The organism is Stenotrophomonas sp. GW821-FHT02D01 (genome assembly GCF_059421765.1).
The window spans coordinates 26,497-51,991 of sequence record NZ_JBWKVP010000006.1; the positions used below are offsets into that span (position 1 = coordinate 26,497).

29 protein-coding genes and 1 tRNA gene are annotated in these 25,495 nt (G+C 63.0%); 15 read left to right on the forward strand and 15 right to left on the reverse strand.

Annotated features, from left to right (window positions below; translation table 11 throughout):
* Positions 1-58: 58 nt before the first annotated feature.
* The 4 genes from AC07UW_RS13265 (at position 59) to AC07UW_RS13280 (ending at position 4,102) form a co-directional block, all read left to right on the forward strand.
* Positions 59-1,249, forward strand: coding sequence for an efflux RND transporter periplasmic adaptor subunit (locus AC07UW_RS13265; protein WP_495212207.1), 1,191 nt, complete (start codon positions 59-61; stop codon positions 1,247-1,249).
* An 8-nt stretch (positions 1,250-1,257) separates the two neighbouring features.
* Positions 1,258-3,210, forward strand: a complete 1,953-nt coding sequence (locus AC07UW_RS13270) for a MacB family efflux pump subunit (RefSeq protein WP_495212208.1) — start codon at positions 1,258-1,260, stop codon at positions 3,208-3,210.
* 90 nt (positions 3,211-3,300) lie between these two features.
* Positions 3,301-3,693, forward strand: a complete 393-nt coding sequence (locus tag AC07UW_RS13275) for a hypothetical protein (protein ID WP_088100240.1) — start codon at positions 3,301-3,303, stop codon at positions 3,691-3,693.
* A 31-nt stretch (positions 3,694-3,724) separates the two neighbouring features.
* Entirely contained in the window at positions 3,725-4,102 is a 378-nt protein-coding gene (locus tag AC07UW_RS13280) for an EF-hand domain-containing protein (protein WP_495212209.1), read from the forward strand.
* Positions 4,103-4,148: 46 nt separating this feature from the next.
* Here the strand turns inward: AC07UW_RS13280 and AC07UW_RS13285 are convergent, their stop codons facing one another.
* The 3 genes from AC07UW_RS13285 to AC07UW_RS13295 all read right to left on the reverse strand — a co-directional run bounded on the left by AC07UW_RS13285 (position 4,149) and on the right by AC07UW_RS13295 (position 6,793).
* Entirely contained in the window at positions 4,149-5,474 is a 1,326-nt protein-coding gene (locus AC07UW_RS13285; RefSeq protein WP_495212210.1) for a Smlt3024 family type IV secretion system effector, read from the reverse strand.
* 26 nt (positions 5,475-5,500) lie between these two features.
* Positions 5,501-6,370 (reverse strand): Smlt3025 familytype IV secretion system inhibitor, encoded by an 870-nt coding sequence (locus AC07UW_RS13290; RefSeq protein WP_495212211.1) that lies wholly within the window; start codon positions 6,368-6,370, stop codon positions 5,501-5,503.
* A gap of 129 nt (positions 6,371-6,499) precedes the next feature.
* Positions 6,500-6,793, reverse strand: coding sequence for a hypothetical protein (locus AC07UW_RS13295; protein WP_495212212.1), 294 nt, complete (start codon positions 6,791-6,793; stop codon positions 6,500-6,502).
* A gap of 97 nt (positions 6,794-6,890) precedes the next feature.
* Here AC07UW_RS13295 and AC07UW_RS13300 point away from each other — a divergent pair, with 97 nt between their 5' ends.
* On the forward strand, positions 6,891-7,250 hold the full coding sequence (locus AC07UW_RS13300; protein ID WP_495212213.1) for a helix-turn-helix domain-containing protein: 360 nt from the start codon (positions 6,891-6,893) through the stop codon (positions 7,248-7,250).
* A gap of 73 nt (positions 7,251-7,323) precedes the next feature.
* On the opposite strand, the gene AC07UW_RS13305 is transcribed toward AC07UW_RS13300, so the two are convergent.
* Positions 7,324-7,731 (reverse strand): hypothetical protein, encoded by a 408-nt coding sequence (locus tag AC07UW_RS13305; RefSeq protein ID WP_336029404.1) that lies wholly within the window; start codon positions 7,729-7,731, stop codon positions 7,324-7,326.
* Between the two features lie 523 nt (positions 7,732-8,254).
* On the opposite strand from AC07UW_RS13305, the gene AC07UW_RS13310 reads away from it, so the two are divergent.
* Positions 8,255-8,686: a hypothetical protein gene (locus tag AC07UW_RS13310; protein WP_336029406.1), complete on the forward strand. Its 432-nt coding sequence runs from the start codon at positions 8,255-8,257 to the stop codon at positions 8,684-8,686.
* Between the two features lie 129 nt (positions 8,687-8,815).
* On the opposite strand, the gene AC07UW_RS13315 is transcribed toward AC07UW_RS13310, so the two are convergent.
* Positions 8,816-9,232, reverse strand: coding sequence for a hypothetical protein (locus tag AC07UW_RS13315; RefSeq protein ID WP_336029409.1), 417 nt, complete (start codon positions 9,230-9,232; stop codon positions 8,816-8,818).
* A gap of 37 nt (positions 9,233-9,269) precedes the next feature.
* Here AC07UW_RS13315 and AC07UW_RS13320 point away from each other — a divergent pair, with 37 nt between their 5' ends.
* The 3 genes from AC07UW_RS13320 (at position 9,270) to AC07UW_RS13330 (ending at position 11,434) form a co-directional block, all read left to right on the forward strand.
* Positions 9,270-9,755 (forward strand): DNA methyltransferase, encoded by a 486-nt coding sequence (locus AC07UW_RS13320; protein ID WP_495212214.1) that lies wholly within the window; start codon positions 9,270-9,272, stop codon positions 9,753-9,755.
* Between the two features lie 55 nt (positions 9,756-9,810).
* Positions 9,811-10,032: a helix-turn-helix transcriptional regulator gene (locus AC07UW_RS13325; RefSeq protein WP_495212215.1), complete on the forward strand. Its 222-nt coding sequence runs from the start codon at positions 9,811-9,813 to the stop codon at positions 10,030-10,032.
* Positions 10,033-10,255: 223 nt separating this feature from the next.
* Positions 10,256-11,434 (forward strand): tyrosine-type recombinase/integrase, encoded by a 1,179-nt coding sequence (locus AC07UW_RS13330; RefSeq protein ID WP_495212216.1) that lies wholly within the window; start codon positions 10,256-10,258, stop codon positions 11,432-11,434.
* Positions 11,435-11,459: 25 nt separating this feature from the next.
* On the opposite strand, the gene AC07UW_RS13335 is transcribed toward AC07UW_RS13330, so the two are convergent.
* Together AC07UW_RS13335 and AC07UW_RS13340 are read right to left on the reverse strand one after the other, a co-directional pair.
* Positions 11,460-12,341, reverse strand: a complete 882-nt coding sequence (locus AC07UW_RS13335) for a hypothetical protein (RefSeq protein WP_495212217.1) — start codon at positions 12,339-12,341, stop codon at positions 11,460-11,462.
* A 1-nt stretch (position 12,342) separates the two neighbouring features.
* Complete coding sequence (locus AC07UW_RS13340) at positions 12,343-12,957, reverse strand: hypothetical protein (RefSeq protein ID WP_495212218.1); 615 nt, start codon at positions 12,955-12,957, stop codon at positions 12,343-12,345.
* A 37-nt stretch (positions 12,958-12,994) separates the two neighbouring features.
* Between AC07UW_RS13340 and AC07UW_RS13345 the strand changes: the two genes are divergently transcribed.
* On the forward strand, positions 12,995-13,894 hold the full coding sequence (locus AC07UW_RS13345) for a hypothetical protein (protein ID WP_495212219.1): 900 nt from the start codon (positions 12,995-12,997) through the stop codon (positions 13,892-13,894).
* A 29-nt stretch (positions 13,895-13,923) separates the two neighbouring features.
* On the opposite strand, the gene AC07UW_RS13350 is transcribed toward AC07UW_RS13345, so the two are convergent.
* From AC07UW_RS13350 to AC07UW_RS13360, 3 genes are all read right to left on the reverse strand, one after another.
* On the reverse strand, positions 13,924-14,406 hold the full coding sequence (locus AC07UW_RS13350; RefSeq protein ID WP_495212300.1) for a hypothetical protein: 483 nt from the start codon (positions 14,404-14,406) through the stop codon (positions 13,924-13,926).
* Positions 14,407-15,185: 779 nt separating this feature from the next.
* Positions 15,186-16,013, reverse strand: a complete 828-nt coding sequence (locus AC07UW_RS13355; protein WP_495212220.1) for a CPBP family intramembrane glutamic endopeptidase — start codon at positions 16,011-16,013, stop codon at positions 15,186-15,188.
* Between the two features lie 297 nt (positions 16,014-16,310).
* Complete coding sequence (locus AC07UW_RS13360) at positions 16,311-17,168, reverse strand: SOS response-associated peptidase family protein (RefSeq protein ID WP_495212221.1); 858 nt, start codon at positions 17,166-17,168, stop codon at positions 16,311-16,313.
* 15 nt (positions 17,169-17,183) lie between these two features.
* Here AC07UW_RS13360 and AC07UW_RS13365 point away from each other — a divergent pair, with 15 nt between their 5' ends.
* Positions 17,184-17,396 carry a helix-turn-helix transcriptional regulator gene (locus AC07UW_RS13365; RefSeq protein ID WP_495212222.1) on the forward strand — a complete coding sequence of 71 codons (213 nt, stop codon included), beginning with the start codon at positions 17,184-17,186 and terminating at the stop codon, positions 17,394-17,396.
* A gap of 64 nt (positions 17,397-17,460) precedes the next feature.
* Here the strand turns inward: AC07UW_RS13365 and AC07UW_RS13370 are convergent.
* Together AC07UW_RS13370 and AC07UW_RS13375 are read right to left on the reverse strand one after the other, a co-directional pair.
* Positions 17,461-17,550: transfer RNA gene (locus AC07UW_RS13370), tRNA-Ser, on the reverse strand.
* A gap of 85 nt (positions 17,551-17,635) precedes the next feature.
* A complete protein-coding gene (locus AC07UW_RS13375; RefSeq protein ID WP_025878750.1) occupies positions 17,636-18,628 on the reverse strand; it encodes a LysR family transcriptional regulator in 993 nt (330 codons plus the stop codon).
* 122 nt (positions 18,629-18,750) lie between these two features.
* Between AC07UW_RS13375 and AC07UW_RS13380 the strand changes: the two genes are divergently transcribed.
* Positions 18,751-19,338, forward strand: coding sequence for an FMN-dependent NADH-azoreductase (locus tag AC07UW_RS13380; RefSeq protein ID WP_033831454.1), 588 nt, complete (start codon positions 18,751-18,753; stop codon positions 19,336-19,338).
* 130 nt (positions 19,339-19,468) lie between these two features.
* Entirely contained in the window at positions 19,469-19,819 is a 351-nt protein-coding gene (locus tag AC07UW_RS13385) for an SH3 domain-containing protein (RefSeq protein WP_447945299.1), read from the forward strand.
* 202 nt (positions 19,820-20,021) lie between these two features.
* Here the strand turns inward: AC07UW_RS13385 and serS are convergent, their stop codons facing one another.
* A complete protein-coding gene (gene serS / locus AC07UW_RS13390) occupies positions 20,022-21,302 on the reverse strand; it encodes a serine--tRNA ligase (RefSeq protein ID WP_495212223.1) in 1,281 nt (426 codons plus the stop codon).
* Between the two features lie 113 nt (positions 21,303-21,415).
* Between serS and AC07UW_RS13395 the strand changes: the two genes are divergently transcribed.
* Entirely contained in the window at positions 21,416-22,060 is a 645-nt protein-coding gene (locus AC07UW_RS13395) for an energy transducer TonB (RefSeq protein WP_025878754.1), read from the forward strand.
* Positions 22,061-22,178: 118 nt separating this feature from the next.
* Positions 22,179-22,748, forward strand: coding sequence for an energy transducer TonB (locus tag AC07UW_RS13400; protein WP_495212224.1), 570 nt, complete (start codon positions 22,179-22,181; stop codon positions 22,746-22,748).
* A 154-nt stretch (positions 22,749-22,902) separates the two neighbouring features.
* Here AC07UW_RS13400 and aroA read toward each other — a convergent pair whose 3' ends face one another.
* Entirely contained in the window at positions 22,903-24,210 is a 1,308-nt protein-coding gene (gene aroA, locus AC07UW_RS13405; RefSeq protein ID WP_495212225.1) for a 3-phosphoshikimate 1-carboxyvinyltransferase, read from the reverse strand.
* Between the two features lie 74 nt (positions 24,211-24,284).
* Positions 24,285-25,475 carry a prephenate dehydratase gene (gene pheA / locus AC07UW_RS13410; RefSeq protein ID WP_025878757.1) on the reverse strand — a complete coding sequence of 397 codons (1,191 nt, stop codon included), beginning with the start codon at positions 25,473-25,475 and terminating at the stop codon, positions 24,285-24,287.
* Positions 25,476-25,495: the final 20 nt, after the last annotated feature.

Here is a 25,495-nt window from a genome sequence, read left to right on the forward strand (position 1 = left end):
GTGCATCTCTCCTGCCGCGAGGACCACCAATGACCTGCCCCTTCTGGATGCTGTGCGAATGAGCACCGCGCCGCGCAAACACCGCCGACTGCCGATCATCGCTGGTGCGGTACTGTGCACTGCCATTGCCGCTTGGCTATGGCTGCGGCCCGCTCCGCCGCCGCCGCTGCAACTCGCGCCGGTGGTACGTGGGAACATCGCACAGGTGGTGGAGGCCACCGGTACCCTGAAGCCATCGCGATTGGTGAGCGTGGGCGCGCAGGTCTCCGGTCGCATCGAAACACTGCACGTGCAGCTGGGCGACAAGGTGAAGGCCGGTGACCCGATTGCCGACATCGATTCACGCACCCAACGCAATGCGCTGCTGAGTGCGCAGGCGGCGCAGCGCACCGCACGCGCCAACCGCGATGCACTGGCCACCGATCTGCGCCAGTACGAACTGACCCTGCGGCGGCAGCAGCAACTGGTGGCATCGCAGCTGGTGGCACGTGCCGACTTCGATGCTGCAAAGGCCAAGGTGGACGCGACCCGCGAACAGATCACCGCGCTGGACGGTGAGATCGTGCAGCGGCAGACCGACGTGGACATCGCGCAGACCAACCTGGAGTACACCCGCATCACCGCCCCCACCGACGGCACAGTGCTGGCGGTCGTCGCTCGCGAAGGGCAGACGGTGAACGCGGTACAGAGCGCACCCACCATCGTGATGCTGGGCAACCAGGACGTGATGACCGTCTATGCCGAGATCTCGGAGGCCGATGTTGTGCACACCACGGTCGGCCAGGAAGCCTTCTTCACCATCCTTGGCGATGCGGGCCGCCGCTACAGCAGCACGCTGCGCGACATCGCGCCAGCGCCCGAATCGATCACCAACGAAGATGCATCCAGCCTCACGTCACCGGCCTTGTCCGCCGGCAGCCGTACCGCCATGTACTACAACGGCCAGTTCGACGTGGACAACAGTGATGGGCGCCTGCGCAGCTACATGACCGCCCAGGTACGCATCGTGCTCGGCCGTGCCCACAACGTGCTGACCATTCCCTCCGCCGCGCTGGGTGCGCGGGCCGGCGATGGCAGCTACACCGTGCAGGTGCGTGGTGCAGACGGGCGCGCCGTGGCGCGGCGCATCGCCATCGGGCTGGATGACCAGATCCAGGTGGAAGTACGCAGCGGCTTGAAGCGGGGCGAGCAGGTGGTGCTGGTGCAGGCCAGCGATGAAGCGGCCGCCGCGCCCGTGCACCCCCGATGAGTGCAGTCATGAGCGAGCCACTGCTGAGCGTGCGTGGGGTGCGCCGTGAATTCACCGCCGGTGAACAGATCCTGGTGGTGCTGGACGGTGTGGACCTGGACATCCGCGACGGTGAACTGGTGGCCATCGTCGGCCAATCCGGCTCGGGCAAGTCCACGCTGATGAACATCCTCGGCTGCCTCGATCGGCCGTCTGCCGGCGAATACCAGATTGCAGGACGCCAGACCGCGCAGATGTCGCCCGACGAACTGGCCGAACTGCGCCGGGAACACTTCGGCTTCATCTTCCAGCGTTACCACCTGCTGGCCGACCTGACCGCGCTGGGCAACGTGGAAGTGCCGGCGATCTATGCCGGCATGCCCTCCCCCGCGCGCCAGGCGCGGGCCGCCGAACTGCTGGCGCGGCTGGGCCTGGGCGAACGCATGCAGCATCTGCCCGGCGAGCTGTCGGGTGGCCAGCAGCAGCGCGTGTCGATTGCCCGCGCGCTGATGAATGGCGGTGCGGTGATCTTTGCCGACGAACCTACCGGTGCGCTGGATACACAGTCGGGCAAGGAAGTGATGAAGATCCTCGGCGAGCTGCATGCCGAAGGCCACACGGTGGTGCTGGTGACCCATGACATGGCGGTGGCCGAACACGCCCAGCGCGTCATCGAGATCCGCGATGGTCGAATTGTCGATGACCGTGCGACGGGTACTGCCTCGGCAGCGGGCATGGCGCCGACCGCGCTGCCGCAACGCAGCGATGGCAGCGGCTGGCAGGCCGTGCGTGATCGCTTCTCCGAGGCCTTCCGCATGGCCCTGCGCGCCATGAATGCACACCGCATGCGTACCTTCCTGACCATGCTCGGCATCATCATCGGCATCGCCTCGGTGGTTTCGGTGGTCGCGCTGGGTACGGGCGCGCGGCAGGCCATCCTGTCCAACATCTCTTCGCTGGGCACCAGCACCATCGAGATCTATCCAGGCTCCGGCTTTGGCGATCTGCACGCGGCACGGGTGGAGACCCTTACTCCGGGCGACAGCGCGGCCCTGGCCGGGCAACCGTTCGTGGACAGCGCCACCCCGGGCGTAGCCACCACGGGCACCGCCCTGCGCGGCAACCGTTCGGCCAGCGTGCAGGTACAGGGCGTCAGCGAACAGTACTTCCGCGTGCACGGATTGAAGCTGGGGGAAGGCGCCTTCTTCGGCGCACCGGGTGTGGCTGGCTACCAGCAGGTGGCGATCATCGATGCCAACACGCGTGCGCGCTTCTTCGCCGCAGCCGAGAACCCCATCGGGCAGACCCTGCTGCTGGGCAACGTGCCGGTGCGCGTGGTGGGTGTGGTGAAGAAGGACGCTGGCGCGGCCGGCGACACCTCGCTGCTACGGGTATGGATGCCCTACACCACGGCCATGGCGCGGATGCTGGGCCAGAGCCATGTGTCCAGCATCACCGTGCGCGTATCAGATGCGATCAGCATGGACGTGGCCGAGCAGGCCATTGCACGCTTGCTGATGCGCCGCCACGGCAGTACCGACTTCTACATGAGCAACAACGCGCAGATCCGCCAGTCGATTGAACAGACCACCGGCATCCTCACCATGATGATCAGCTCCATTGCCGCCATCGCGCTGGTGGTGGGCGGTATCGGGGTGATGAACATCATGCTGGTGTCGGTGACCGAGCGCACCCGTGAGATCGGCGTACGCATGGCCGTGGGCGCGCGCCGCAGCGACATCCTGCAGCAGTTCCTGATCGAGTCGGTACTGGTGTGCCTGCTTGGTGGTGTGCTGGGCATTGGTGTGGCGTTGCTTCTGGGCGCAGTGCTGGCACTGGCCGACGTGGGATTCAGCCTGGTGTTTTCAGCGAATTCAATCATCGCGGCGTTCGCGTGTTCCAGCCTGATCGGCATCGGCTTCGGCTTCCTGCCGGCACGTCGCGCGGCGCAGCTGGATCCGGTGGAAGCTCTGGTCCGGTAGGCGCTGCAATTACCTGTCGTGACGGCAGGTTCGCGCAATGTCTGCGGTGTGTACTGCAGCTACCGACGATGTCCGCACAGGAGCTGGACGATGTTTCTGAAAACAGGAAGGACTGTGCTGCTGCTTGTGGCGGCCGCACAACTGCTGGTGCTGCTGCCCTACTCGGGCGATGCCCATGCGCAGCGTGGCGACCGCCACAACCCGCAGTGGAACCAGGACTATCGTGACCGCGAGCGCGATGACTGGCAGCGCCGCGAGCGCGAGCGGGAACGCGAACGTGAGCGCCGACACGACGCCAAGGCCACAGGCGTAGTGGTAGGCGTCGTGGGTGCGGCCGTGGTGGCGGGCGTGATTGCGGCAGCGGCGAAGCGCGAGCGGGAAACACGTGAGCGCGCCGATTACTGCATGAACCGCTACGGCAACTACGACCGCCGTACCGACAGCTATCGCGACCGCGATGGCTACACCTACCCCTGCCGCTGACTCCCTCGCTCAAGGACTACATGCAATGCATATGAACAAGACCGCCCTGCTGATCGCGCTGTGCGCCGCCCCGCTGCTTGTACAGGCGGCGCCAGCCGACCCGAAACAGGCCTATATCGATTCCACCTTCACTGCGATGGACAGCAACAAGGACGGTCGCGTCGACAAGGCCGAGTTTGCTACGTATCAGCAGGCACGCTTCAGTAAGCAGGCTGACTCGATCGATGCCGCGTTCGCTGCGATGGACAAGAACAAGGACGGAAAGATCAGCAAGGAAGAAGCGGCCGTGGTGCCGGAGATTGCGAAGTACTTCACGGGACTGGATACCGACGGCGATGGCTACCTGTCGCTGAAGGAAATGCAGCAGGCGATGGTGGCTGCCCAGACAGCCGACGCACCGGGCAAGTGACGGGTGCGGGGGCAATGGGAATACCCCACTGCCCCCTTGCTGCGCACTATGCCTGCCGCATTGCCGGATGCTCGCGCACTTGGTTGTCCAATTCCTGCTGCTGACGCTGGGACAGGGCCTGTTGCCGTTCCGCGCTGGCCAGTTCCAGCCGCTGCAACGACTGCTCTACCGGTGTCTGCACGGCCACATCGGTGGGCATGGAAGCCCTCAGGTGTGCCGGGTCGTTCATCTCGCCCTGCACCACGAACACGTTGCGGCCCGCTGGGCTGTCCGCCGTCTGCGCGCTGAGTAGCACATGGTCGGCACGGTCCAGGTTGTTCTGACGGGCAAGGGCCATCACGCTGGCGGTCAGACGTTCACTGCTTTCATCCGGCGTGCGTCCTGCTCTGGCATCGATGCCGGCGACATGCCCGCTGACCTGCTGCAGCAGACTGTACTCGGCGTGGCCCGGTCCAATGTCCGCCAGACGGGTGGGTGTGCGCTGGAGATCCGGCAGGCCATCTGCCGATGCGGTAAGCGGACTGCGGGTGATGGTTCGGTACGGATCTTCCGGGTGGAACTGGGTGGCCTTCTGCTGGCGCTCCAGGCGGACTTCGCGCGCGTCGTTGAGTTCGGCGATGCGGGCCGGATCGGTGATCTCGCGCAGCGAACTGTGCCCACCGCCGGAGGTCACACTGACCCACTTGCTGTCCTTTTCAAAGTACAACGCGTAGGAATTGAGGCCGCCGATGACGTTGGGGTCTACCGAGGAGCGGCCACCCAGGGCCTGGGTGACTTCATGGAACGTCAGCGTGCCGAGGTACTGGCTCCCCTTGCTCAATCCCATCTGGGTGATCGCATCGCGGCTGGTACTTCCCACCCGCGGGAGTCCGGCCCCATCGTTGTCGAGCATGTTGGTCCAGATCTGCTCCAGCTTCTGCGGGCCACTCTTTTCCAGTGCGGCCTGAAGCAGCACGCGGGGTGTCCAGCAATTGGGATCCAGGCGATGCTGCTCGAACGCACGGTCGTGCGCGGTCATCACATCCTTGCCGGGCAGGTTCAAGGCAAGATCCGGGCGCTGCTGCTGCGACCAGTACTGCCGCAACACGAGGTCCTGCTTGAGCAGACTCTGTCCGAAGGCTTCCCATTGCCGTTCACTCAACACCGCATTGGGGAAGCGTGAACCATCGTCGTGCTGCGTTCTCGCATGTTCCTGAGCGTAGCTGTTTGCCACCCGCCCGGGCAGGCTGTCGTTGCGCACAACACCCAACGCCAGCGTTCCATAACCGTCTGCACCGGGAAGTTGCGAGAGATAGTTCCAGTAGAGCTCCCGGTTGCCCGAATCCGCGTAGGCAGTGAGGATCCTGATGTCCTTCTGGGTCAGTCCACCCATGACTTACTCCTTGAATTGTCTTCGGATCACCTGGCCTTGGTGCGTGCCAAGGCATCCAGTACCGCGTCTTCCATACGCTTCCAGTCCTTCAGGAATACCCGCTTGTAGTTCAAGGTGATCGAGAGCTTGTTCTCGACATCCACGAAATAGTGCGTACATCCTGCTGCCACCGGGTCTTCCAGGTCGATCACCTGATTGCCTTCCAGGCGCACGCCATCACCCCGGAACGAGATGGTCTCGCACTTTATAAATGTGGTGAGCTGACCATCTTCGTTGCGCGCAACATACCAGTCATCTTCATAGGCCGGGTTTCGAACAGGAGGCTTGCCGTAGCGGGCCTCGTAGTCCTTTGAATAGCGGGCCATCTTCTCTTCATCGATGGCATAAGGGACCAGCCCCAGCGTCGCTGGCCGGGCAATCCGCAGGTCCAGGCGTGCCCGTGGATCACCACGTTCCACCGATCCCTCCTCGGTGATGGCCTCGTTGGACGACAGTCGCGCAAGCGACGTTTCGATTGGAATCCTGTCGATGTAGTTCACCGCCACCGCGATCTCCTTGCGGAAATCATTGGTCCTTGGATTAGCCCGCGCCCCCGGCAACGTCGGCGTCATGTCCGGCCATTCAATGACCAGCGAAACGCCTTCACCGGGCCAAGGCGCAATCTGGCTGTCCAGATAGTTGGCGGGGATACGGAAAGTATTCGGCCCCAGCTTCACGTCCACTGGCGCGTCGGTGTAGGTGTGGCCGTTGAGGGTACGGCCGGTCTGCGTTGCGCCAGGCATGGCGGGATTCCTTTCGTGTTCGGTGGATGGCGGTCGTGCGCAGGCACTGGCGCTCACAGCGACGGCGATTGCGATTGCGAGTGCCAGGCACCGGCCGGAGGACATCGGGTGCATCGGGCCATTCCATTGCAGGGTTTGGCTCCACTATAGGCAAAGGCCGATCAACGGGACAGGAACGTCATCACTACCCGCCCACGATCAGAATTTTCCTACGCACCTCCATCGCCGTGCCAGTTGGTACCTTCATCGCCACTGCAGATCGACGTGGCACTGCGGGCAGGAGTGGTAGGCAGATGCCGGGCGGACCGCGAGTGCACCCACAATGCCGATCAGTATCGACATGGCCAGCATCCCGGTGACGCCCATCAATACGAAACCAACTGCACCGCCAAGCAGCGCGAGAAGCGTGAATGCCCACCCGGAGCTAGACCAATGCACGCGGCCATTGCGGATGGCCATCGGGCCGCGGTATCCGCAGGCAAGGCAGATTGCCGATGTTGTGCTGCCAAGCGGCGCTGGCCGCGAAGACGGCTTCATACGCTACTCCGAATCACGGCGCTACAAATAATGTAGCATACGAATTGTGGGGCGATTGCCATCCTGTAGACCGTTACAGGATGCGCCCAGGCGGGTAATGTCCCCCACATCTCTCCGCGACCAGTTCACCAAGCGCCTCAAAGAAGCGCGCTTGGCGATGGGCATTTCCCAGCGCGAGCTGGGCCGGCGCATTGGCTTGTCTGAGGATGTGGTGTCCAGCCGGGTGACACGCTACGAACAGGGCACGTCGGAGCCGGACTTTGCCACTGCCGGCAAGATGGCTGCCGAACTGGGCGTTCCTCTCGCCTATCTATTGGCCGATAGCGATGTACTGGCCAATGTCATTCTCGCCGCCGCCAGGATGCCGCACGCAGAACAGCGACGATTGGCGACTGAATTGAAAGAGCGCGCGAAGCGGTTGAGCGGCGCAGAGCAAGCAGAAAGCGACAGCGACTAGCACGGCGCTTGAACCGCAGGCATGGGGACCACGTTGGAAGTCCCCACCCTTCCCGTTGCGGCGCACCTGTGAATCAAGGGTCAAGACAGCGCTCTACCTGCAGCGACAGTGCTTCGCATGCATCAAACAGACCATCGACCAGCGCTGCCGACGGATAGGAGCCCGGATCGTCGTTCTCCCGCGCTACGTGTGCGGCGTGCAACATGGCAGTGAGCGCGGTGATGCCCGATGCGCTGCGGGTGGCCAAGGCCAGATCGAATGCGCGGCCGGGCGTGAGGCGTTTTTCGGACCACGGTGTGCCGTCCGCACGATGGCCTTTGCCGTGGCCTTGCAGGAACGTGAAGAACGCCGACGGAGGCGCGGACTCGGCGGCATCACTGAGTGCGTCTTCCATCTTTTCGGCGAGAGCATTGGGAAGATCGCGCACGGCATCGCCGAGCAGCGCGTGCAGACGGGGATAGTCGGGAAGCAGGTCAGGCATGGCGGCAACCTCGCGGTGTAGCCACCTGCAGATGCAAGGTGGCGGACGGTGCGGGTTGGCGTGCCGGATACATGACGCAAGAAGCCGACGGATCACAGGATCCCCACGCACCATCCGCCATGAACTGGCAGAGCATGCATTGTCGCGCATCATGTAAGTTCGAGACGCCAATCCCGGCCAAGGCGAGTACCTTGGCGCAACCATCGTCCACGCGTCCTTTCAGCAGATCGAGAGGGAAATGCGTCGCGAAGTGGTATCAAGACTTAGATCAGAGAGCATTGATCCCAAAACGTGAAAATCAACACCAATGCATTGTGCGGCCCAAAAAATTTCGTCAACTCCATAGACCACATGATGCTCCGCGGCTGTTGCTCCTGCTGCTCATACGGGTGGATTCCGACAGCCAGTGATCGCGGCTTACCTTCGCCGGATTCGTGTAAAGTCACGCTGAAAGGTGCCACCCGCCTATCAATGGCGATTTTCTCGGGGGAAGAATATGCATTCCATAGCTGCAAAGATCACAATGCTCGCTGTTCCGTTGCTGGCCGCAGGTTGCTTCATGCCCACCAAACAACCCGACGCAGCAATGGTCAAGCCGGCACCTGCAGATCGGGTATTTGCACTCCCCGACCAAGGCGCTTCCACCGGGAATGTGGTGGTAACCCGCGACATCGGCGCTGTTGGTAGCAAGTGTGCAATAGGCGTTATGGTCGATGAGCAGATGGCCGCCCATCTCAACACAGCCGAATCAGTCACCTTCGCATTGAAGCCAGGCCGGCACTTGCTGACGGTAACCGGAATTGACGGCCCCGGCCTGTGTTCATTCAATGCCACCAAATCCGCGCTGGCCAGACGCCGTTCGACCGAGATCTTTGTAGATGCCGATACAACGCGGAAGTACCGGCTATCTTTCCCTGCAGTGGAGTCACCGCCGGTGATCGAGCCTGCGTTCTGACGACACTTTCTCGTTGCAGCACAAATGCAAACGCCCCTTTCGGGGCGTTTTTGCATTCTTGGCGGCCTACTTGATCCAGCGCTTGGAACGCGTCGGCTAGACCTTTGTGACGCGACTATCGAGCGGGATCTACTTCCGCTCCATCGTCGGGCGACCGCCAGCAGGCCAGAGAATTCGGTAGACCAGCTCGTCGCCAGCAGCGATAGTCACATTCTGGAACGTTGAGACGTTCTGACAGAGACCGCCGCCGGCCTCAAGCTTCAGGAAATACGAGCCGGGCACCACGTGCATGCTGGCCGATTCGCTTGGCTTCAACGCAACGACCTTCTGATCATCAATCAGGATGTCGAACGAGCAACCACCACCTGCAAATCCTTTGTCACGGGTCACTTTGATTGTGGCCGACCGTTCGGCACTGCCATTAAAGTAGCTGGCGTCGTACACCCTACTGGCTGACACAGCTTTGGCGGTTCCGGGGGTGACTGGCGTCGAGGAACACCCCGCGACGAGCGCTGCAACGAATCCCAAAACAGCAACCTTCTTCATATGGCCTCCCTGTAGGCCTTCGAGTCTACCGGATGCGGTGGGACAGCAGGCGCCGATCAGCTACAGCGCGCCGAGCGAGAAAAGCGCTGGCATCCTCAAGATGCGGCCAGGTCAACTGCACATCGACGAGGGCAGCGCAGCCCGCTTCTTCTATTGCGCTAGGGCAACCAACGCAGATCGCGGTGCCGGCCTGGACGCGTGCAAGAAGTCGGCCGCAGGCATGCTGTCCAGCACCAGTGGGCAGCAAATTATCCGCCGCGATGAGGGTGATCAGGTCGCCCCAAAAAGGGACACCCCCCCTACCCTGAAGCCGACCGATCTCACGCGCTACCTGTGCCGGCTGGTCACTCCAACCGGGGGCGTGGTGCTGGACCCGCTCATCGGCAGCGGCAGCACTGGCAAGGCCGCAGTACTCGAAGGCTTCCAGTTCACCGGTACTGAGTTGGACCCGAACTATGCCGGGATCGCTGAGGCAAGCAACAGCGTTGCGCAACCTGGATTGCCGTTAGGAGCAAACGCATGAACACCGCCACCGAGCAGCTGCGCGCTGCGTTGGCCACGAATTGAAGGAGGACATCATGCCGTCGAAGAACACGCGCGAAATAACCGTCGCGGAACTGCACGCGGACCTGCAGCCGATCGAGGTTGTTGCCATCCGCACCAGCCTCGGCCAGTCGTGGATCTATCGCCGCATGAAGGAAGGCTCGTTCCCGCACTCATATAAGATCGGAGCGCGTCACGTATGGTGGAAAAAGCACATCGACCGCTTTGTCGCCGGCGAATCCACAGAATGTGGGTGAAAGCATGGGGCGAGCGGCGTAGACAACGAAAAGCCCCTATTTCCAGGGGCTTTTTGAAAAAACTGGCGGAGAGAGTGTCTGAATTTAGGGCGTTCCCTAGCTTCCGTGCGCCTTCGTGAAACCAGTCTCAGTCCTTGCGCCAGCTAGGTTTCACCATCCGGTCTGATTCGTACGCCTTCGCGGCAAGTCGCGCTTGCTGGGCGGGTACATGGATGGGTAGGAAATGGGATTGAAGATCAATCGCCTGACGGCGAGACGCGTGGCCACGCTCATCGACCCGGGCTACCACGCCGACGGCGGCGGCCTGTACCTACAGGTGACCGCCTCGGGCGCCAAGAGCTGGGTATTCCGCTATCGCTTTGAGGGAAGGCGCCCAGAGATGGGACTTGGCCCGCTTCATGTGATCGGTCTGGCCGATGCGCGGGCGGCGGCTGACGCCGCGAGAAAGATGGTTCAAGCCGGGCAAGATCCGCTCGCCGGGCGGCGCGCAACCGCGGTGGTGACCTCCTCCATCCCGACGTTCTGGGAGGCTGCCGTGGCTTACATTGCTGAGCGTCAGGTCGGGTGGACCAACCCGAAGCATGCCGCCCAGTGGACCAGCACCCTAGAGACTTACGCCAAGCCAGTGCTGGGAGACCTGCGGGTGGATCGAATCGAAACCGATCATGTCCTGGCCGTCCTGCGCCCAATCTGGGCCACCAAAACAGAGACTGCCAGTCGCGTGCGGCAGCGCGTTGAAGCCGTGCTTGACGCGGCAACCGTGCAGAAGAAGAGAAATGGGGAAAACCCGGCGAGATGGCGCGGGCACTTGGCCATGATCCTCCCGAAGCCGACGGCTGTGACCAAGGTCGAGAACTTCGCCGCCCTTCCGTACGCTGAACTTCCAGCCTTCATGACCGCCCTGAGATCCCGCCACGGCGAAGCAGCGCGCGCCCTCGAGTTCACCATCCTCACGGCGGCCCGCACTGGCATGACGCTGGGAGCCGCGCCGCAGGAAGTGGATCTCGCCGCCGGCACGTGGACCGTACCTGGCGACCGGATGAAAGCCAAGGTGGAGCATACAGTTCCACTCTCTAAGTCTGCGCTGGCGCTCGCACGACCACGCATGGAACGGGGTCTGCTGTTCCCCAACGACTTCAGCAACGAAACCCTGAGCGAGAACGCCATGCTGGCTCTCCTAAAGCGGATGGGCTTTAGCCACATCACTGTTCACGGTTTCAGGTCGACCTTTAAGGACTGGGCCAGCGAGACCACCGACTTCCCGGACGACCTTTCAGAGGCCGCTCTTGCACATAGGATCCGCGATAAGGCCAAGGCAGCCTACAAGCGAGGAACCATGCTGGAGAAGCGGCGTACATTGATGGAGGCTTGGTCAACCTACTGCAACAGCCGCTCTGAGTAACCGGGGCTTAGATGTCCAGCGAACCTCAGGCAGCCTCGGCATGAAGAATTATCGCAGCCGCCCTAGCTGGATCATTCAGGTCTCGCACTCGGAGGTTCTCTCGATCCGCAAACTCCTCCAACTCCAAGAAGGCAGAGCGTGCCACGTCGATCTGTTGCTCCGAGTAATCTGGACTATTTGCGGGAGGAACCCACAACATCAACTCATAGGAGTGTCTAGTATTGAGCAGCCGATCATGCCGGCGAAGTGCTTGGAGATCCATCAGCTTTGACTTCGCTCGCTGTCGTCTAATGGTCATGTTGGAGGCCACGAGCGCATCAAAATTCGCGGCTATCTTCTCTCCCAAGTAGCCAATTCGAGTGGCACTCGCACCGTGCTTAACACGAACTTCGTGATTGAATCGGACTTCGAGTGCGGGGTTGGCACCGAGCACCTCGGCCCTAATGAGGGCCGTCCACTGGTCAGTATCCATCGTGGATCTTCCATCCGACAAATCCTGCACTTGTAGCTGGCTTGCTTTCCATAGACTGGCGATAAGCCTACCCCCCATGTGGGCAGCCTGCTCGGAACTACTCGCGAGAGCAGTGCGAATCGGGCCCAGCATGCACCCGGCAAACGGCGAGTCCCAGCTTTCAAGCGGCTCACCGCTGGCGAAATGATCCTGCACCGATTCCACCGCGAAGGCGATCAATCCGCCAATAGCGGTGCTCTGACCACCGTACATGCACTGGAGGGTCGCATCAGAAATAGTGCGCTGAACAAACCCGCCTTGCTCCGGACAATAGGCGGCAACCGCGAACGCAATACGCTCGCCACTACCTACCATCGGCTCCAGAAAGATTGGTGCCCAAGCAAACTTTCCTGAAGGCGCCGCAGGAAAGGCTTCGACGTTAATGCCATTCCACATATCAAATCACCCCCAGCTGTCGGGCGGGAACTCTATCGCCACCCAGTCTCGCCAAGTGATTCTGGCGCTCCGTAAGCCAGTCACGAAGCGGTATCAGTGAAGCCGGTGGCCAAGCCGCAGAGTCTGCTTGGTCGATAAGGTCCTGAACCGAACATTTTTGCATTTCGTGCATGGACGCGCCCACAACCTGCTGCAACTTCAGCAGTTTCGACTCGTCGGCGCCATCAATAACAAACTCAAAAAGCTGGTTTATCGGGGATAGCGCATCCAATTCAATCAGCGGATGCATTGCCTTGTCATGATCGATCAACCAAAAGCCTTGACCGTCGTAAATCATATTCCCTGGATGTCTATCGCAGTTCCCGATCCACTCGTCGAAACAGGCCGCATCGACGACCTTGGCCCACTCCTTCAGGCGACGAAGAACGACCTCTGCGGCGGTATCCATCCAGCGAGCAACGTTGGGGTGACCAACGGCGCCGCTGCCGAATCCGATACCGGGACCACCAAATTCGGGGCCAATGAGCACCACGAGCGGCTCAGGAACGGGAAGATCAAGAGATTGTCCCAATAGACTGCAGGCGACCTCGACCTGCACGCGCTGCAGGTCAGCCACGGGCTTCACCCATGCTTCTACAGCCCCTTGGGAAGTCATGACCATCCCCCGCACTGGCCTGCTGTCGCCAGTGGTCCCCTCCTCCAGTACAACCGCCAGACGCCCGAGCCGAACTGCCATTGGATCCATCCATGCCCCTGAATGGGCGAAGACTATCATCGGCGACGCCAAATCCCAACCTGCCAACGGTCCTCAACCACAGTGGCGCATCCAAAGACTTCCTCGATATTCCGGGGCAGCTGTGATCGTCGCCGCCCCCAATTCACTGCTGCACGTTGCTAAGCTTGATCTCCTTGAAGCCAAGGAAGGACGGCGCGTGAAACTGCAAATCATAAATGCTGGAACGCCTGACGTGGCAGCATCACTACTTGGCCTTAGCACTACTGATTGGATCGCGGTACTGAGCGCAATTATCGCACTCATCGCCCTGTACTTCGCAATCAAGCAAGGTTCGGTCCAGCGACGGCACAATGTACTAAGCGCAAAGCCATTGCTCGAGTTCCACATGTCCACTTCACGAAATCTCCTTAGCATTCGGAACGAGGGATTCGGCCCCGCGTCCGTTGTGTCGTTCTCAGCGGAGATTGATGGACAGACTCTGGATATGACCACCCGCAGCGGGCTCGACGGATTTTTTAAAGCTCTAACCAAAGGTGTCGATCAAGATCTGGTATCGGAGCGCGTGCGAATGGCGCCTGGCAGCATTTTTGGAGTCGGCAAAGAGTTGGTGGTAGTAACGCTCCAGGAGGAGCTTTCCTATCGCAACAGACAAAGAGTGGCTGTGAACATTGGACGCCTAAGGTTGCTGATAAAATTCAAATGCATCTACGGTTTTTCACATCAGACTGAGGGCGAATTCGTAAACATGAGCGCGGACGAAGATCCATGTCCAACGGAATCCGGGCCGACCTCAAACTCCGCACAGACTGATGCCTAGACCAGCAAGAATTAGGCCCAAGCCGACCGTCATAGCCTTGCCCAGAACCACAGTTTCTCTGGATCCTTCGCCCCGGTCATGACCTCCGGCCTGCGCGGCTCCAGCGCTTCCTTGACCCGCTTCAGCTCCTCAGTCCCCGCCTCGGCCAGACGCCGGGCCTGCTGCAGCTGTTCGGGTGTCGGCGGCAGGCCGGGCAGCGTCGGTAGAGGTTCGCTCGGGGAGTCGTCCACCATCCGAGCCACAGCGGCTCGCAGCCGCATCTCTGGGTAGAGCCTGGCCGCGCGCCACCGCTCGGCGTACCGCTTGCCCTGGTCGACGCTCGCCGCCCATACATCCTTGGTCTGCCACATCTTCCGGGCATCGAGGTGCACTCGCACCCCGCGCTCCTTCGCCGACGAAATCTGGGCGATCTGCCGGCCACTCCACCACAGCACCCATATGTCCCTGAGCTGGACCCAGCCGGAGGGTGGCGGTGCAGTGCGGAAACCTTGATAGCCGTGCATGGGAAGCATGGCCAGGAGCATACGACCGGGCGTCGCAAATTCTGCGAACGGCAGGGCAGCGTGACTGAACGGTTCGGCCGACGGCACCGGCGCGGCGCTGCTCAGGCGCCGTCGCATTGAACCGATCAGTCACCACAGCGTGTAAAGCTGCCGCATTCAGCAAGGTGTAATATCGCTACAAGGGCGGCGATCGCGCACGCCAGGGAGTCTGCAGCTTGGCCGATACGGGGTTGTTTCTCCTCAGCGATGTTTCCGGCCAAGAAGATGGCGAAGGCCACCTTCTCCAGGTGACCAAGGTGGTCTGCCGCTGCCTCAGCTGTACGTGCCACTTCACTGCCCGGCCCGGTGAAGGTCTCATTGACTTAGAGCGTGGTGCCGTTTTGATTTGCCCCAAGTGCTCACGGCGCCAGGCGATAAGCATCGCGAGATTCGCAGACTTCTTGGAAAAGCAGACGCGCGACTGAACTCGCTAAATCGCTACGACGCTGTCCGCTTAGCCAAGGACGCAGCCGCGATATCGCCACCCAAACGTCGCCCCTGATCAAGCAATCCATGATCGAACCCAGGGAGGAGTGAATCGCACTCGGCGCGAACGACTGAGGCCCACAGCAGATCCCACACAAACTCCACCCTTTCAGGTGCGTGATGCGCGGCAATCAGGGTCCTAAGAGCGCATTCCAACCCAACCAGCCTACCTAAGAGGTTGCCACCCGCGGTCAATATTTCGTGGTCACTTAGACCGTCAAACGCGTCTTCCATCGTGAGAATTCCCTAGTGGATTTTATCGATCAGACTGTGGAGCGTTTCAGAGCCTTGAATGGCCCGACTCTATGAATTACGAGCAAGAGCAGACCTACAGTCAGTGCCACTGTCGAGAGCTCAGCCAGCAGATCGAACCAAGTAGATCCTTCGTCACTGGCGAGGGATACCGGTGTCACGAAAAGCGATATGTAGAGATTTCCAACCCAATGCGAGGCAACCGCAAATGCGATGGATCCAGTTCTCAATGTCAGCCAAGTCCAAAGCATGCCTGAAGCAAAGCGGGCGAGGAATGGAACTGGATCGAATGAGCTATGCGCCGCAGAGAACAGCAAGCCGTTAAAAATGCACAGTATCCAAACCCTCTCAGTGAATGTCCTGGATACATGAAGCAAAGCGCCACGGAACACAATCTCTTCAGCGGCTGCCATAACAAGCAGGAAGAGAGCATTAGATAGAAGGTAGCGGCCCCCTACTCCAGTGCTTAGAGCCCGGAAAAGCGGCATATCACCAACCTTCTCCCCTGCGAGCCAGTAGATACTGGGCACGCCTTGCGCGACAACAGCAATCAGAACGCCCATTGCGCCGTAGAAGATCCATATCGAGCCAGAGGGTGCGAGCAGGGAAGAGGCCCGGCGTTGATAAACGATCATCGTCGCGACGAGTACAGCCAGTGCCACTAGAGCGAAGAGGACTGCATGAGTCCCTTGAATGGCATACTCCGTACCCACGGTGCCGGGGACATCCTCCAACGCCGCGACCGTCGGAAACGCTGCTCCGGTGACTTGCGCCAGTCCAATGCTCACGGCAAACAGGAAAACCGCCGCGATCGTTGCAACACCGATGGCTAAGGCCACCAATAGGAGCCTGAATAGTGGCCACGTAGTAGCCGCCTCAGGCCAGCGAAAATTCTCTCCCCTGTTCATAACTCCAACAGCTCCCCGTCGTTCGCGAAGTTGTTGGTGAGACGTCACATCCAGCTCAGTCGCCACCAAATCGGCAATGATGAGCTCGACTCCATCCGAGCAGCCCGCCAATCAAGAGCGGTTCTCATTTGCACCAGATCTTAGTGCGACGAACTGCACAGTCAATCGTTACTGACAGCACTTGCATGCCATATCAAATAATGAGTGCGGCATGGCCGGCACCTACAGCTACACATTGACGACATGTGCTCGTAGAAGGGGTGCCGTGTCGTCAAAGATCCAGTACAGCGCGGCCAAGTTGGTCGGATCCGGGTTCAGCCAAGCGTCGAGTTGCTCGGGCTTGATGTTGATGATGGTGCGGTCGTGGCCGGCGGCGGCGACCTCGGATACCGGGTCGCAGGTGATCGCCGCGTACGACAGTAGATCCGGCTCCTTGCCGGCCGGGTCCACCCAGTGCGACCTCAGGCAGGCCACCAGCATTCGCTCACCCGTCCGCGGGGTGAACTGCACCACCTGGTTCTTGCCGTCCAGACCCTCCACGTTCTCGTAGAAGATATCGACCACCATCAAGCCGTGGGTGTGGCCGAAGGCCGGTGCCCAGAACTTCTCCAGGCTGTCGCGGCGGGCGTTGTAGGTGCCAGGGAAACGCTGGTCGTAGTTGGCCGGCTTCCCGGCCAGGCGGCACTGATAGCGCATCGGCTTGATGGTCACCTTGCCGCCCTCGGAAACGATCACCGAGGCGTAGACGCCGGAGAACATCCGGCTGTCCCGGCCCCTGCCCTCGGCGCGCTTAAGGTCGGCCAGCTTACCCATGGCGCGCTCGATCTTGTTGCCAGCGATCCGCACGTCCTCCCGGGACTTCTTCGTCTCCTTGGCCTGCAGCGATCGCTCCGCATCAGCGGGCGCTTTCGGTTGGCGAAAAGCTATGGCCGCAATCGCCGCAGTCCGCGTTGTGGCAGCGTAATGGATGCGACAGCAGGCAGTCCGCATCCAATCCAGCGACAGGGGGCCTTCGTGTCCCAGGCCGGGTACTGGTGGCCAGCCCGCCATCACATCGTAGGCATCCACATCAGCCTGCGTCTGCAACTGCTCGATTGCCTCATGGGCGCGGCTGAAAAGCTGGAAGAGCTGCTGTCGCTGGACCGCGTGCGGCAGATGACCGGCATTGGCACCACCTTCAGCTACGGCGAGATCAAGGCCGGCCGCTTTCCGCGATCAATCCGCATCGGAAGGCGCGTACCGTGGATACAATCCGAGGTGAAAGGCTGGGTTCGGCAGCAGATCGCCCTGAATCGGCCTGCGCAGGATGGGTAAGCGGGCGGGCAGCAATAGCTGAGACAAAGAAAAGCCCCTATTTCTAGGGGCTTTTCAAAAATTCTGGCGGAGAGAGTGGGATTCGAACCCACGGAAGGTTTAACCCTTCGCCGGTTTTCAAGACCGGTGCCTTAAACCGCTCGGCCATCTCTCCGTATCGGCCCAGCCTGCTGGCCGGGCACGCATTCTCGCACGGCCGGGCGATTTGCCCAAGACCGTTGTTCCATCGGAGGCTGGCCTCAGCCCGCGTCCACCGCCAACGCACCCAGCGCACTGGCCTTGATACGCTCCTTGGCCTTCTCGCAGGCGCCACCGCAATCCAGGCGCGAGGCCTCCAGCTGCGGCGGCAGGTGTTCGGCCAGGAAGTCGATGAATACCCGCACCGCCGGCAGCAGGCCGCGACGCGAGGCGAACACGGCATGGCACACGCCCTGGGGCAGCGACCAGTCCGGCAGCACCACTTCCAGCTCGCCGTTGCGCACGGCATCGGCGCAGACGGTTTCCGGCAGCATGGTGATGCCGAAGCCGTCCTTCACCATGCTCTGCAGCAGCGGGAAGTCGAAACCGGCCACGCGCGGCTGCAGGTCCACCCGGCGCACCGCGCCCTCCGGTCCGTGCAGTTCCCAGCGCTGGCGCGCTTCGTCCTCGCTGATGCTCAAGGTGACATGGTTCGCCAGCTCTTCCGGGTCCTTCGGGCGACCGGCGCGGTCCAGGTACTTCGGGCTGGCCACCAGCAGTTCCTGCACCTGGCCGAAGCTGCGCATCACCAGGCTGCCGTCGTCGTCCAGCCGCGAACGCACGCGCAGGGCGACGTCGTAGCCCTCGTTGATGATGTCGACACGGCGGTTGCTGATGTTCAGCTGCAGCCGCACCTTCGGGTACTGCTCGAGGAACTTGGGCAGCAGCTTGGGCAGCTGCATCTGCGCCAGCGATACCGGCACGCTGGCGCGTACCAGGCCGCGCGGCTCGGCGCTGAGGCGGTCCACCACCTCGCGCGCGGCCTGCGCCTCGGCCAGCATGGTCTGGGCGTGGCGGTGCACGCTGGTACCGACGTCGGTGACGGCGAAGCGGCGCGTGGAGCGCTGCAGCAGGCGCACGCCCAGGTCGGTTTCCAGCTGGCTGATACGGCGGCTCAGGCGCGACTTGGGGATGCCCAGTGCGCGCTCGGCGGCGGCGAAACCGCCGTGGTCGACCACCATCGCGAAGTAGTACAGATCATTCAGGTCATGCATACCCGAGTTCCATTGGTAGAACAATACGTGGCATTCAACCACCTTTATCCCGTCGATGCAACAACCTATCGTTCTCTCCGTCGGCGGCAAGCCCGCCACCTCTCCCGAACATAGGTACTGCCATGAAGCTTCTGCACATCGACGCCAGCGTGCTTGGCGACAACTCCGTCTCCCGCCACCTGACCGCCGCCGTGGTGGCCCAGTTCAAGCAGCAGATCGACGGCCTGCAGGTTGATTATCGCGATCTTGACGCCAATCCGGTACCGCATCTGCGCAGCGGGTCGCTGGCCAAGACCGACCCGGCCGAGGCCGCTGATGCTGAACAGGTGCTCGAGCAGTTCCTGGCCGCAGACATCGTGGTGATCGGTGCGCCGATGTACAACTTCAGCGTGCCCTCCACCCTGAAGGCCTGGATCGACCGCGTGGCGGTGGCCGGGCGCACGTTCAAGTACACCGAGAACGGCCCGGTGGGCCTGGCCGGTGGCAAGCGGGTGATCGTGGTCAGCAGCCGTGGCGGCATCTACACCGATTCGCCGGCGGACTTCCAGGAGCCCTTCCTGCGCCAGACGTTCGCCTTCTGGGGCATCAACGACATCGAGTTCGTGCGTGCCGAGGGCATTGCCTATTCGCCGCAGCACCGCGAAGACGCGATTGCCGGTGCGCTGGCAGCGCTGCCGTCGCATGAGGCGGCGGAAGTGGCAGCGGCTTAACGCGTTCCAGCGTTCGGCGCCTCTCTCCCTCGTCTGGGCGCTGAACGCGGGCCGGGATTCCCTCCCCCATCCCGGCCCACCCTGGCGGTCCTGCTTTTGCGGGGCCGCTTTTTTTTGCCACCATGGGGCGATGGACTACATCGTGATGGCTGCGCACCGCAGCGAATTTCCGCACCCGATCACCCTGCACCGTGGCCAGGCGCTGGTGGTGGGCGCGCGATATGAGGGGCCCGAGGGTTGGGAAGACTGGTTTCTGTGCGAGGCCGAGGGACAGCAGCCGGGGTTCGTGCCGGCGCCTGTGATCGGTCGTGATGCGCAGGGTGGCGCGTTTGCCACGGAGGACTACTGCGCGCGCGAGCTGGATGTGGACCCGGGGCAGCACCTGCGCGGCGTGCGCACGCTCAATGGGTGGGCGTGGTGTGTGCCGGCGGCTGGCGAGGCCGGTTGGGTACCGCTGGAGAAGCTGCGCTTGGTGGGTTGATGGATTGCGTCATCCACGCATGGCGTGGATCTACTGCAAAGCCCGGGCCTTCGGGTACATCGATGCCGCACCGCCTCGGTAGATCCACGCCATGCGTGGATGTCGCACCGCCTCAGTAGATCCACGCCATGCGTGGATGCGGTGCCGACATGGCCGGCACCCATCAGAAGGCCGCCGGGCATGGCCCGGCGCTACCGGCTGATCAGCCGATGGTTTCGATGCCGCCCATGTACGGCCGCAGGGCTTCAGGCACGGTGATGCTGCCGTCGGCGTTCTGGTAGTTCTCCATCACTGCGATCATCGCGCGGCCGACGGCCACGCCCGAGCCGTTCAGGGTGTGCGCCAGCTCCGGCTTGCCGGTGGCCGGGTTGCGCCAGCGGGCCTGCATGCGGCGGGCCTGGAAGTCGCCACAGTTTGAGCACGAGGAAATCTCGCGGTAGGTCTCCTGCGACGGCAGCCAGACTTCCAGGTCGTAGGTCTTGATGGCCGAGAAGCCCATGTCGCCGGTGCACAGCAGCACCTTGCGGTACGGCAAGCCCAGCTTCTCCAGCACCACTTCGGCGCAGCGGGTCATGCGCTGGTGCTCGGCGTCGCTGTCTTCCGGGCGGCAGATCGAAACCAGCTCGACCTTCTCGAACTGATGCTGGCGGATCATGCCGCGCACATCGCGGCCACCGCTGCCGGCTTCGGAACGGAAGCACAGCGAATGGGCGGTCATGCGCAGCGGCAGGCGCTCGGCGTCGAGGATCTCGTCGCGGGCGATGTTGGTCAGCGAGATTTCCGAGGTCGAGATGAGGTAACGCTTCTGCTCACCCAGCTGGGTGATGAACATGTCCTCTTCGAACTTGGGCAGCTGGCCGGTGCCGTACAGGCTGTCGGCGTTGACGATCACCGGCACGTTGGTTTCCTGGTACTCGTGCTCGCCGCTGTGCAGGTCGAGCATGAACTGGGCCAGGGCGCGATGCAGGCGGGCGATCGGGCCACGCAGCACGGTGAAGCGCGAACCGGACAGCTTGGCGGCGGTCTCGCCGTCCAGCCACTTGTTGCGGGCGCCCAGTTCGACGTGGTCGAGCACCTTGAAGTCGAACTGGCGCGGGGTACCCCAGCGCGACTGCTCGACGTTCTCGCTCTCGTCGGTGCCGGCCGGCACGTCTTCGGCGGGAATGTTCGGGATGCCCATGGAGATCGCGTCGATCTTCTCGCGCAGCTCGTCCAGGGCCACTTCCGAGGCCTTCAGCTCATCGGCGAACGCGGCAACCTCGGCCATGATGGCCGAAACGTCCTCGCCCTTGGCCTTGGCCTGGCCGATGGCCTTGGAACGGCTGTTGCGCAGGCTCTGCAGCTCCTGAGTACGCACCTGGATGCGCTTGCGATCGGCCTCCAGTGACTCCAGGGCAGACACGTCGAGCTCGAAGCCGCGGCTGGTGCGCAGGCGTTCGGCGAGGTCGGCGGGCTGGTGGCGGAGCAGGGCTGGATCAAGCATGGCAGGCGTCGTGGTGGGTAACAGGAACGGGATTATCGCCTGTTATACGGAATTCTGCCGCCCGGTTCATTCCGGCCGTGGCAGAATCGAGGCATTCCGTACTGGTCTGGTCCATGTCTGCTCCCCGTCCGTCGCCTGCCAAGTCGTTCACCGTGCATATCCCGCGCAACGCCCTGAAGATCGCCGGCATCGCCTTCGGCGTGGGCATCCTGCTGTTCGTACTGGTCTGGCTGACCGGACGCGACAAGGAATTCTTCCGTGCCGACCCGGCCGCGCAGACGCCGCAGGAAACCGCCCAGGTGGAACCGCTGCCCGAGCCGCTGGCCGCAGCCGCAGGTTCCAGCGACATGCCAGACGCCAAGCCGGCCCCGGTGCCGGACGAAGAAGATGCGCCGAAGCTGGTGGAAACCGCCCCGCCCCCGCCACCGGCCACGGTTGAACCCGCTCCGGCCGCGCCGGGCACTGCGGCACCGGCAACCGCCAATGCGCAGCCGATGCCGATTGCCGGACAGTCGCCGCCGCCGGCCTACCCGGCCGCCGCCCTGCGACGCGGTGAAGCGGGCAGCGTGGTGGTGCGGGTGGAGGTGGACGCCACCGGCTACCCCAACAACGTGACGGTGATCCAGCGCAGCGGTTCGCGCGAGTTGGACCGTGCAGCAACGGACGCGGTGCGTCGCTGGCGCTTCAGCCCGGCAGTCAGCAATGGCCAGCCGGTGCCGGGCAGCATTGAAGTGCCGTTCGACTTCAAGCCGCAGTAACTGAACGCTTCCCCGCAGAAAAGCTGAACCTTGCAGGTTGCGTTGACGCAATGCTGACACGCTGCGACGCCGCCTCGGGCAACACTCTGGGCGTCGTTACTGACGTGAGGAGTTTGCGATGACTGCCACCACCCACGAGAACCTTCATTCGCCGCAACTGCAGCAGGATGGCGCGCTCGAGCCGCGCTCGACCTCCCCTTGGCTGTGGCTGGCCCTGATCGTGGCGATGTTCGCCGCGGCACTGGTCTGGCTGCGTTTCTCCAGCCATGACGATGTCGCGCCTGCGCCGGTAAGCGAGCGCATGCTGCCGGCCACGGAAACGTCGGTTGCCGCCACGCCCGCCCCGGCTGCGCGACAGGCCGTGCCCGCGCAGAGCGAGCGCAAGGCAGCCCCGGCCGTACGCAACCGTGAGGCGCGTCCGCTGGCGAGCAACAGCAAGCCCAGCTATCCGGCCGCCGCGCTGCGCAGTGGCGTGCAGGGCAGCGTGGTTGCCAGCTTGAACGTGGATACGCGTGGCAACGTGACCGACGCTGCGATCGTGTCGCGCAGTGGTGAGCGCAGCCGCGACCTGGACCGTGCCGTGCTGAACACCGTGCAGGGTTGGAAGTTCGAGCCGGCCATGCACCAGGGCCGTGCGGTGGCCAGCGTGGTACGCGTGCCGGTGGATTTCCGTACCGAACAGCGTTGATCGCCGGCTGACGCCTGAAATGAAAACGGAGGCCTCGGCCTCCGTTTTTTTTTTGCGCCTGCCGGAGAGCGGTAGTGCCGGCCGCTGGCCGGCAACCCCATGAACCTTTGGCGGGACGCGCGAGATGCCGGCCAGCGGCCGGCACTCCCCCCGATCAGGCCAGGTTGAAGCCGGCGCTGCGTGCGAGGCCGTCGAAGTCCGGGAAGGACGTTGCGACATTGGCGATGTCGTTGATGCGCACTTCGCCGTGGCTGATCTGGCCGGCAATGGCGAAGGCCATCGCGATGCGATGATCACCGTGGCTTTCGATGGTGCCACTGCCCAGCGATACGCCGCCGTGCAGGGTGGCGCCATCTTCGGTTTCGTCCACCTGCATGCCCAGCGCGCGCAGGCCGGTCGCCATCGCGGCCAGACGATCGGATTCCTTCACCCGCAGCTCGGCGGCGCCGGTCACCACGGTCTGGCCTTCGGCGGCAGCAGCGGCCACGAACAATGCCGGGAACTCGTCGATCATGTCCGGCACCAGCTCCTCGGGAATGCGCGCACCCTTCAGCGGCGCGTAGCGCACCAGCAGATCGGCCACCGGTTCGCCGCCCTGCTCTGCCGGGCTCTGTTCGGTGATGTCCGCGCCCATCAGGCGCAACGCGTGCAGCAGGCCGGTACGGCGCGGATTGAGGCCGACCTGCTTCAGGCGCAGTTCGGAGCCGGGAATGATGCTGGCCGCGACCAGGAAAAACGCGGCCGAGGAGAAGTCGGCCGGCACGACGATATCGGTCGCGCGCAGGCGCTGGCCACCACGCAGGCGGGCCTTGCCCGGCGAGAAAGCGATGTCCACGCCGAACGCGGACAGCATGCGCTCGGTGTAGTCACGGGTCGGGTGCGGTTCGGTCACGCTGGTTTCGCCGTGCGCGTACAGGCCGGCCAGCAGCACGGCGGACTTGATCTGCGCACTGGCCACCGGCGAGGCAAAGTCGATGCCGTGCAGCGTCTGCCCGCCATGCACGTGCAGCGGCGGCGTGCCGTTTTCCTCGGTGTCGATCTTCGCGCCCATCTGCGACAGCGGACCGGTGACGCGGCGCATCGGACGGCCGGACAGCGATTCGTCGCCGACCAGCGTGCAGTCGAATGCCTGACCGGCCAGCAGGCCGGCCAGCAGGCGCATGCCGGTGCCGGCATTGCCACAGTCGAGCGGTGCAATGGGTGCCTGCAGGCCATCGATGCCGACGCCGTGCACGACGCGCTGCGACGCACTGGGGGTTTCGATGCGCACGCCCAACTGGCTGAAGATGCGCGCGGTGGCGCGGGTGTCTTCGCCTTCCAGGAAGCCTTCGATATGCGAGGTGCCATCGGCCAGCGCGGCGAACATCACCGAGCGGTGCGAGACCGACTTGTCGCCGGGAATGGTCAGGCTGCCCTGCAGGGGCTGGCCCTTGCGGGCGATCCAGTGCTGCGCGTTGCTCATCGTTGAATGGTTCCGTAAACGCCGGCTCGCCGGCGGTGCATCAGGGGCGGCGGCCGCAGCCGCCGCAGCAGGGATCAGGGCACGGCTACCGGATAGGAGCCAAGCACCTTGATCTGCGCCGAGTGCGCTTCCAGTTCGGCCAGTGCGGCCTGCATCGGCGCGTCGTCGATGTGACCGGCCAGGTCGATGAAGAAGCCGTATTCCCACTTGCCGTGGTGCGAGGGACGCGACTCGATGCGGTTCATGCTGATGCCATGGCGCGCGAACGGGCTGAGCACATCGAACAGCGCGCCGGGCTTGTCATGGATGAACACCAGCACCGAGGTACGGTCATGGCCGGAGGTCGGGAAGATGTTGCGACCCACCACCAGGAAACGGGTGGTGTTGTCGGCATCGTTCTGGATCGGCTTGGTGACGACCTTCTTCAGGCCGTACACATGGCCGGCGCTCTCGCCGCCAATGGCCGCTGCATCGTCGGCGTTGCGCGCACGGCGCGCGCCTTCGGCGTTGCTGGCCACCGGGATCTTCTCGGCCTTGGGCAGGTTGGCGCGCATCCAGGCCGAGGTCTGCATGAACGACTGCGGATGGCCGTAGACGCGCTCGATATCCTCGATGCGGCCACTTCGCGACATCAGGTACTGCTGTACGCGCAGTTCCACTTCGCCGCAGATCTTCAGGTTGGAGGTAAGGAACATGTCCAGGGTGATCTGGATGGTGCCCTGCCCCGAGTTTTCCACCGGCACCACGCCGAAATCGGCGTTGCCCGCTTCCACTTCCTGGAACACTTCTTCGATGCTGGCCATCGGCAGGCCCAGCGCCGAGCGGCCGAAGTGCTTGAGCACGGCCTGCTGGCTGAAGGTACCTTCCGGACCGAGGTAGCCGATCTTCAACGGCTCCTGCTGGGCCAGGCAGGCCGACATGATTTCGCGGTAGACGTGCACCAGCAGCTCATCGCTGAGCGGGCCTTCGTTGCGATCCACCACCATGCGCAGCACCTGCGCCTCGCGCTCGGGGCGGTAGTAGTCGACGGCGGCGGCGAGCTTGCCCTTGGCCTTGCCGACCTGGTGGGCGAACTGTGCGCGCTCGGCAATCAGGCTCTGGATGTCACGGTCGATCTGGTCGATCTTCGAACGCACATCGGCCAGTGCCAGTGGCGCCAGGGTCGGCACCGCGGTTGCCTTCGACTTGCCCTTGGGCTTGGAGGTGGCGCTGTCCTTGGCCGGCTCGGCCTTCTTCGACGCCTTCTTGCTGGGTTTGCTTGCCATCGGAATTCCTTGTTGCGGGG